Below are 714 nucleotides of genomic sequence, written 5' to 3'. Positions count from 1 at the left end.
TTATAATATCGACTATAGGAATCTGCTAAATTTTCCACCGATTTCTGTAAGGCAATACTGTCTACTTCTTTCAGGAAAGAATACTCTTTCTTTAAAGCTGGAAGTTCTTTGATTGTTGCGTATTTATTCAGATAAGAACCTTTCCATTCATTAGAGGGTAATTGGCCGTACTGCTTCATTTCTTCACAAATATACCAGTAGGCATCTTTCTCCTTTTGTTTGCCTAAAAAGAAGGTATAGACAAAACGGGAGCAGCCGATCGTTTTATTGATTAGAACTAGTTGTTCTTTAGTTGGATAGATTCGAAATTTATAAGCTTTGTTTACGACCATTGGTTTCACCCCCTTATGTTATTATTAACTATCGAACGTATGTTTGCTAAAAGATTACTTTGGCTTATGCCAACCGCCATTCATCTCCCCCTTACCAYTGGGCTCTCGCCCTTCACACGCTTGAAGAGGGAGTCTTCTGGCGGGAAATGATAAAGGAAAGATACTAATAACATTAAAGAGGGGCGGTAAATGCTTAAAATTGAAAAAAAACTACTTTATATCAAATATTCTCAACGAAAGTCTAAGATCCTGATTTGACGAAAAAAAGACAAGCAATTTTTTGATTAGCTGTTGGCTCCCCCCCTCTCATCTTCTTTCCAGATATGCTATGCGGTCCACACTAACATGGATTTTAAGACCAAAAAAAGAGGAAGCATAATGC

1 protein-coding gene is annotated in these 714 nt (G+C 37.0%); it reads right to left on the bottom strand.

Features of this window, described 5'->3' with window-relative positions:
• Nucleotides 1–332 (bottom strand): helix-turn-helix domain-containing protein (locus AC1DUW_RS31440; protein WP_477644525.1); only part of this gene is annotated, 332 nt, incomplete at its 3' end.
• Nucleotides 333–714: the final 382 nt, after the last annotated feature.

The sequence above is a fragment of the Peribacillus sp. P4_C12 genome (assembly GCF_056402095.1).
This window is presented reverse-complemented; position numbering and strand designations above follow the sequence as displayed.